This is a genomic window from Nitrospirillum amazonense (genome assembly GCF_029594735.1).
GTDB lineage: Bacteria > Pseudomonadota > Alphaproteobacteria > Azospirillales > Azospirillaceae > Nitrospirillum > Nitrospirillum amazonense.
The window spans coordinates 636,525-643,616 of sequence record NZ_JARPAF010000003.1 but is presented as its reverse complement, the minus strand read 5'-3'; the positions used below and the strand labels follow the sequence as shown (position 1 = coordinate 643,616).

Here is a 7,092-nt window from a genome sequence, read left to right as displayed (position 1 = left end):
GCCGCCCAGGTCCAGTCTCTGACCACGGATCAGCTGAATGCCCTGACCACGGCGGACGTGCAGGAACTGACGACGGCCCAGATCGGCCAGCTGACCACGGCCCAGGTCTCGAACCTGAACACCACCAATGTGGGGGCCCTGACGACGGCGCAGGTTGCCAATCTGACGACGGCGGACGTGCAGCAGCTGTCGACCGACCAGCTGGCCTCGCTCAGCACGGCGGACGCCCAAGCGTTGACGACGGCGCAGATCGGCGCGCTGTCCACCAGCCAAGTGTCCGGCCTGACGACCAGCAACCTGAACGCGCTGTCCAGCAATCAGGTGGCGAAGCTGTCCAGCAGCCAGATCCAGGCCCTGACCACGGATCAGCTGAACGCCCTGACGACTGCCGATGTGCGTGAGCTCAGCAGCGCCCAGATCGGCCAACTGACGACGGCGCAGCTGTCGGCCCTCAGCACCACCAATGTGGCGGCGCTGTCGACGGCGCAGGAAGCCGGTCTGACGACGGCCCAGGTGGGTGCCCTGACCACCGACCAGGTCTCGGCGCTGGGAACGGCGCAGATCACCGGCCTGTCGACGGCTCAGGTGAAGGCGCTGAACTCCGACCAGCTGAACGCCCTGTCCACGGCCACGGTGACGAAGCTGAGCAGCACCCAGGTCCAGGCTCTGTCGTCGGCCCAGCTGTCCGGCCTCAACAGTGACAACCTGTCGGCTCTGACCAGCAACCAAGTCCAGGCTCTGACCAGCGCCCAGGTCCAGTCGCTGACCAGCACCCAGCTGAACGCGCTGTCCACCAGCGATGTCCGGGAGTTCACGACCGCTCAGATCGGCCAGTTGACGACGGCGCAGGTGTCGAACCTGACCACCAATGTGGTGACGGCGTTCAGCACCGCCCAGGTGGCCAGCCTGACCACCGCTCTGGTTCAGGCCCTGACCTCCGACCAGCTGAACAGCCTCAGCACGTCGGATGTGCGGGCCCTGACCACGGCCCAGGTTTCATCCCTGACGACGGCGCAGGTGTCGACGCTCAGCACGGATAACCTGAACGCCCTGAGCACGGCCCAGGTGACCAAGCTGACGACGACCCAGGTCCAGTCGCTGACCACGGCTCAGCTTTCGGCCTTGGGCAGCAGCCAGGTAACCGGCCTGAACAGTGCCCAGGTCAAGGCGCTCTCGACCGATCAGCTGGGGGCGTTGAGCACCACGGATGTCCGGGCGCTGAGCTCGTCACAGGTTCAGGCTCTGACGACTAGCCAGCTGTCCGGTCTTACGACCGACAACCTGTCGGCCTTGTCCAGCAGCCAGGTGGCGGCCCTCAGCAGCGCCCAGGTGCAGTCGCTGACGACGGCCCAGATCAGCGCGCTCACCACGGCGGATATTCGGGAGTTCACGACCAGCCAGGTGACGAACCTGACGACGGATCAGATTTCCGGGTTGACCACCGACCAGCTGTCGAACCTGACGACGGCTCAGGCCAGCGTGTTCACCTCGGCCCAGGTCCACGCGTTCAATACCGATCAAGTCAACGCTTGGCTGACGGGCCTGTCCGGGTAAGGATGTAAGAGTGGCGTAATGGATCGGGCCGGGGGTGCGGGGCAGCATCTCCGGCCCGTTCAGGGGCGGGTGCCAGAGGATTGAGGGGCGCTGAGCCTCTCAATCCTCGGTGCTTTTCAGGGCCCTCGATTCGTGGTTAAGGCATACGTCCCGATAGTGGGGACGCGTGCGGGGTTGGGGTTCATGGGTAACGATCCGGTGTCATCGCGGCCGATAGGCGGGGTGGTCAGCAGGACCGCCCTAACTAAGGCTACGCCTGCCAGCCGGATCGATACCGACTTTCAGAAAGCCCTGGCCAAGGCGGGCGCTACGGCGGAGCCATCCAGGGCCGCCCAGAGCAGTACCCCGGCGGATGCCGTCCGTATCTCTCAGCAGAGTATGCTGTCGGGCGTGGCGGCGTATAATATGGCGGCACAGGCATCGCCGGCGATGCCGGGATATCAGCGGCCGGTGGTTCGGGTTGGTGACAACGTGACGACGAAGAACGAAAAGTCCGAGAAAGGCGCCTTCCGGCTGTCGCCCTCGCGCCAGCTGCAGGGCAGCACGGCCTATGCCAAGGTCGTGCAGACCCAGACGGCCGTCGCTCAGGCATCGGGACCGCAGAATGGCGGTGCCCAGGCCGCCGCGACCCCCGTTAACGGTGCGACCTCCGCGCCGGCGTCGCCGCCACCGGCTGAAACAGCGGCACCGGGCAGCGAGCAGGCTAAAGTTGCGGATCGCTCCACCGTCAATATCGTGTTATGATTCCATTTGATATTTCAGGAGCTAAGAAGTCCTGAGGTGCTTTATTCATGGAACGTCGACCGTGGCCTCTGCTGCTTCCATTACACATCAGGCACCGCTGCAAACCGCTGACGTTATCGAATACCTGACCGCCAGAGCGTGGAAGATCCCGCCGGGGATCGAGGAAACGGCATTTCGTTACCTGGTGGGCCGCCTGGATTTCCCGGCCTTGCTTGGCTTGGTCGAGGCGGCGCGGGAGGCCGCCCCCTGGATGCGGCCCGCCTCGCTGTACCAGCTTTGGCTGGATGAGGTGCCGGTCGACACCACCTTGCGGCATGCGGCCTATTTCAACCTGGGTGTGGAACTGGCCAATGTGGGCGACACGGTTGCGGCCGGTGCGGCCTACAACGCCGCCCTGTCGTTGAAGTCCGATTTCCTGATCGCCGCCATCAACCTGGGCCTGATGTCCGAAGGCCAGGGCAAGCATGACGAGGCGCTGGAGATTTGGCGCCGATCCATCCAGCCCGATGACATGCGTACCACTCTGCTGAATCAGCGGGGCCGCCTGCTGGAACGGCTGAATCGGTTCGAGGAGGCGGAACGGGAGCTGTACCGCAGCCTGCTGACCGTGCCCAAGCAGTCCGACGCCATCAGCCATTGGGTGCATCTGCGCCTGAAGATGTGCGCCTGGCCCGTCTATTTGCCCATTCCCGGCCTGACCAAGGATGACATGGTCGCCAGCTCCGGCGGCCTGACGCTGATGTCGCTGTTCGACGAGAACGCGGTGGTCAACCGCTGGGTCGAACAGTGGATTTCCCGCTTCGGCACGCCGGAACGGCTGGCTCCGGCGCAGGGCTACGCCCATGAGAAGGTGCGCATCGGATACCTGTCGTCTGACTACAACCTGCACCCCGTCAGCATGCTGATGGTGGAGCTGATCGAGAAGCACGACCGGAGCAGGTTCGAGGTCTATGGCTATGACATGGGCCTGGATGACAACAGCTATCTGCGGCATCGCATCCTGGGCGCCTTCGACCAATGGTTCCGCGTCGCGGAGATGAGCGACGACCAGGTGGCGGCGCTGATGCGCCAGCATGAGCTGGATATTCTGGTTGACCTCAACGGTCTGACCGATGGGTCGCGCCCCGGCATCGTCCGGCGCAAGCCGGCACCCGTCCAGATCACCTACCTGGGCTTCGTCGGTTCGCAGCCCATTCCTGAGCTGGACTACGCCATCGTCGACGATTTCGTGGTGCCGAAGGACTTGGCGGGCGATTTCCACCCCAAGCCACTGTACATGCCCATCTGCTATCAGGTGAACGACAGCAAGGCGCTGGTGGATCCATCACCCACGCGGGAAAGTGTGGGCTTGCCGGCGGACAAGTTCGTCTACACCTGTTTCTCCAATACCTACAAGATCACGGAAGAGGTCTTCGACGCCTGGATGCGCATCCTGGGTGGGGTGGATAATTCCGTGCTGTGGCTGCTGGCCCGCACGCCGTGGGCGCGGCAGAACATGCAGGAACGGGCCCGTGCCCGGGGCATCGATCCCGGCCGCCTGCTGTTCGCCGGCCCGGCCAGCCCGGCGCAATACCTGGCCCGCCTGCCGTTGGCCGACGTGTTTCTGGACACCTATCCCTATAACTCCGGCACCACGGCCAGCGACGCCTTGCGCATGGGCCTGCCCATCGTCACCCTGTCCGGCAAGACCTTCGCCTCGCGCATGGCGGGCAGCCTGCTCCGCACCGTGGGCCTGCCCCAGGGCGTGACCACCAGTGTGGACGATTATGTGAAACTGGCGGTGAAGCTGGGCAACAAGCCCAAAGAGTACAAAGCATTTCGCGATGCGCTGGCGGGCGGCGAGGCTTGGCGGCGCACCCTGGGCGACACCGACCGTTTCGTCCAGGAACTGGAAGAACGGCTGCTGGCCATCCGGGTCACGCCTGGCAAGGCCGGCTGACACCGGGACGCGGACGGTCAAGGGGCTGCACATCCAACGGTGGGTCGCATGGGAACACTGCGTCATTTCAATCTCAAGGGCCTGCTGGACGCCTATCAGTGTCAGGTCTATCTGGAGACCCTGACAGGGACGGGTGACAATGTGCTGCATGCCGCATCTTTTGGATTTGAGCGGCTGTTCTCCGCCGAAACCGCGACGGAGGCCCTGAACCAGGCGCGTGCGCGCCTGGTGGATATGCCCCGGGCCCAGCTGCTGTACGCCACCTGCGAGGATGTGCTGAAGGCTGTGGTACCCTTGGTCCCGGCGCAGCTTCCCATACTGTTCTGGCTGGATGGCCATCAACCCGGTGCCGCCTACCATCAGGCCAAGTACGGCCCCGGTGGGAATGACGCTCTGTGCCCGCCACTGGAAAGCCTGATGACGCAGTTGCGCCAGTTGCGGCCGCGCAGCCGCGATGTGATCCTGGTGAATGGTCTGCGCGCCTATGAGGACGGCCCCTACGCTGATGGCGCCGTGCCGGTGCCTGAGCACAAGCTGGCCTTTTATGACCGAAACATCGATTTCGTCTTCCACCAGTTCCGCCACACTCACACTATCGTCCGCGACTATGCCGATGATGGTTATCTGGCGCTGACCCCGCGGTGACCGGTGCCTGCGGCTCGGTTGGGTCTTTTTCTCGACGCGTCCCGGGGCGGGACGCTGCCGGTATGCGGAGTAGCGTGATGGCGGATGAGACGACCAAGCAGATGCTGCGCCGCGCTGCGGACGGGCGGTTCGCCCGCCGCTGGATCGTGGGCGATGGGATAGACATCGGCTGCGGCCCCAGCCCCTTGGGTAACCTCCGGGACTATTTTCCGCTGATGAAGTCCGCCCGGTCGTGGCATCTGCCCGATGGTGACGCCATGCTGATGGAAGGGGTGGCGGACAACAGTTACGATTTCGTCCATTCCAGCCATTGCCTGGAAAAGCTGGTGGACCCGGTGCGGTCGCTCGGCAACTGGATCCGCATCTGCAAGCCCGGCGGCCACCTGATCATCACCGTTCCGGACGAGGATATGTATGAGCAGGGCATGTGGCCCTCCATCTTCAACCAGGACCATAAATGGACCTTCACCATCCTGAAGCCGCAGAGCTGGTCGCCGAAGTCGATCAGCGTCGTGCAGGTGCTGGATCTGTTCAAGGAAGAGGTGGAGGTGCTGAAGCTGGAGAAGCTGGACAGCGGCTTCCAGTATGACGCGCCCTTGCGCGACCAGACCCTGAAGGGCACGTCGGAATCGGCCATCGAGGTCGTGTTGCGCAAGCGGAACAAGGGCTGGGGCTTGGGTGCTGCGGCCGACGACAGTGCGGCGCGGTTCGCCCAGGTGGCGCGTCGGCAGGAAATCGGCACCAAGTTCGCCGAGGCCATCGGCCTGCATCAGCAGGGCCGTGTGGGGGAGGCACACGCCGCCTACACCGCCATCCTGGCCGCCGATCCGGACAATCTGGTGGTCATGAACAACCTGGCCCTGATTGCCCCCTTCCCGGACGCCGAGCGCCTGCTGCGTCGCGCGCTTGAGATCAATCCCGCCTACGTTGACGCCCTTTTGAACCTGGGCAACCGGTTGGTGGCCAACCAGCGTGCGGAAGAGGGGCGGGATGTGCTGCGCCGGGCGCTGGCGGCGGCTCCTGACGATCCCCGGGTCATCAACGCGCTGTCCCAGGCCTATGACGCGCTGGGGGCCTATGAGGACGCGGTAGCCCTGCTGCAGGAAAAGGGTGGTCTGCTGGGCAACCTCGACGACGTCTACTGCCGTCTTGGCAAATACGCCGAGCACCTGGGGCGGACGGACGAGGCGCTGGCCTACCTGGCCAATGCGCTGCGCATCAACCCATCGCATGTCGAAGCCAACATCTATACCGGCCGCCAGCACCTGCGGAAGGGCGATTTCGTCAAGGGGGCGGAGGGCATCGCCTGGATTTGGCATGGCCGTATCACGGAAAGCCAGATCGGCCTGTTCATGGATCCGGCCGGCCAGCCCATCCGCCAAGACGGACGCACCATCGTGCTGTCGGCCGACAGCGGCCTGGGCGATACGCTGCAGTTTGTGCGCTACGCCCGGCCGCTTAAGGCCCTCGGCGCCCGCGTTGTCGTGGAATGCCAGCCGGAACTGCTGCGCCTGGTGGCCGCCATGCCGGAGGTGGATGAGGCGGTGGCCATCGGCGAGCTTTCCGCCGGGTTCGACCTGCGCCTGCCTCTGCACAACCTGATGGGCGCCTTCCGCACCACGCTGGCGACGGTGCCGGCGGAGGTGCCCTACCTGGCCGCCCCCGCGGATGAGGCGGCGGCGTTTGCCCAGCGCTTGGCCGCGCACCAGGGCCTGCGCATCGGCCTGTGCTGGGCGGGCAACCCAAACCACCCGCGCAACAGCAGCCGCTCCGTGGCGCCGGACCTGCTGGCGCCCCTTCTGAACCAGGCGGGGGCCAGCTTCTTCTCCCTGCAGAAGGGGGGGGATGGCGCCGCCCTGGGCTTGGTCGACTGGACGGCGGATTTCGCCGACATGGCCAACACCGCGGCCCTGGTACAAGGCCTGGACCTGGTGATCAGCGTGGATTCCGCCGTGGCCCACCTGGCGGGCGCACTGGGCCGGCCGGTATGGCTGCTGAACCGCTTCGACAGTTGCTGGCGCTGGCTGGAGGCGGGGATGGAGACCAGCCCCTGGTATCCTAATCTGACGCAGTTCCGCCAGCCGGCACCGGGTGAATGGGGGCCGGTCATGGCGGCGGTGACGGCGCGGTTGGCGGAGGAGATACAAACCCCTGGCGCGGCCGACAAGCCCGCCGCCGGCCGCAAGGCGGGCAAGCGCTGACCGTCGAAA

Annotated in this window: 5 protein-coding genes; all 5 read left to right on the top strand. The window is 65.3% G+C overall.

What is annotated here, in order from left to right:
• The coding region (locus P5F91_RS20905) for a beta strand repeat-containing protein (protein ID WP_422394483.1) at positions 1–1,554 on the top strand (1,554 nt) is incomplete at its 5' end.
• 183 nt (positions 1,555–1,737) lie between these two features.
• Complete coding sequence (locus P5F91_RS20900) at positions 1,738–2,298, top strand: hypothetical protein (protein ID WP_145612136.1); 561 nt, start codon at positions 1,738–1,740, stop codon at positions 2,296–2,298.
• A gap of 208 nt (positions 2,299–2,506) precedes the next feature.
• Positions 2,507–4,237, top strand: coding sequence for an O-linked N-acetylglucosamine transferase, SPINDLY family protein (locus P5F91_RS20895; protein ID WP_246134483.1), 1,731 nt, complete (start codon positions 2,507–2,509; stop codon positions 4,235–4,237).
• A gap of 48 nt (positions 4,238–4,285) precedes the next feature.
• Positions 4,286–4,882: a hypothetical protein gene (locus tag P5F91_RS20890; RefSeq protein WP_145612135.1), complete on the top strand. Its 597-nt coding sequence runs from the start codon at positions 4,286–4,288 to the stop codon at positions 4,880–4,882.
• Between the two features lie 77 nt (positions 4,883–4,959).
• Positions 4,960–7,083, top strand: coding sequence for a tetratricopeptide repeat protein (locus P5F91_RS20885; protein WP_277908161.1), 2,124 nt, complete (start codon positions 4,960–4,962; stop codon positions 7,081–7,083).
• Positions 7,084–7,092: the final 9 nt, after the last annotated feature.

Excerpts from the sequence above, each read along its gene's own strand:
- P5F91_RS20900 (WP_145612136.1), top strand. The coding sequence starts at position 1,738 with ATGGGTAACGATCCGGTGTCATCGCGGCCGATAGGCGGGGTGGTCAGC.
- P5F91_RS20885 (WP_277908161.1), top strand. The coding sequence starts at position 4,960 with ATGGCGGATGAGACGACCAAGCAGATGCTGCGCCGCGCTGCGGACGGG.
- P5F91_RS20890 (WP_145612135.1), top strand. The coding sequence starts at position 4,286 with ATGGGAACACTGCGTCATTTCAATCTCAAGGGCCTGCTGGACGCCTAT.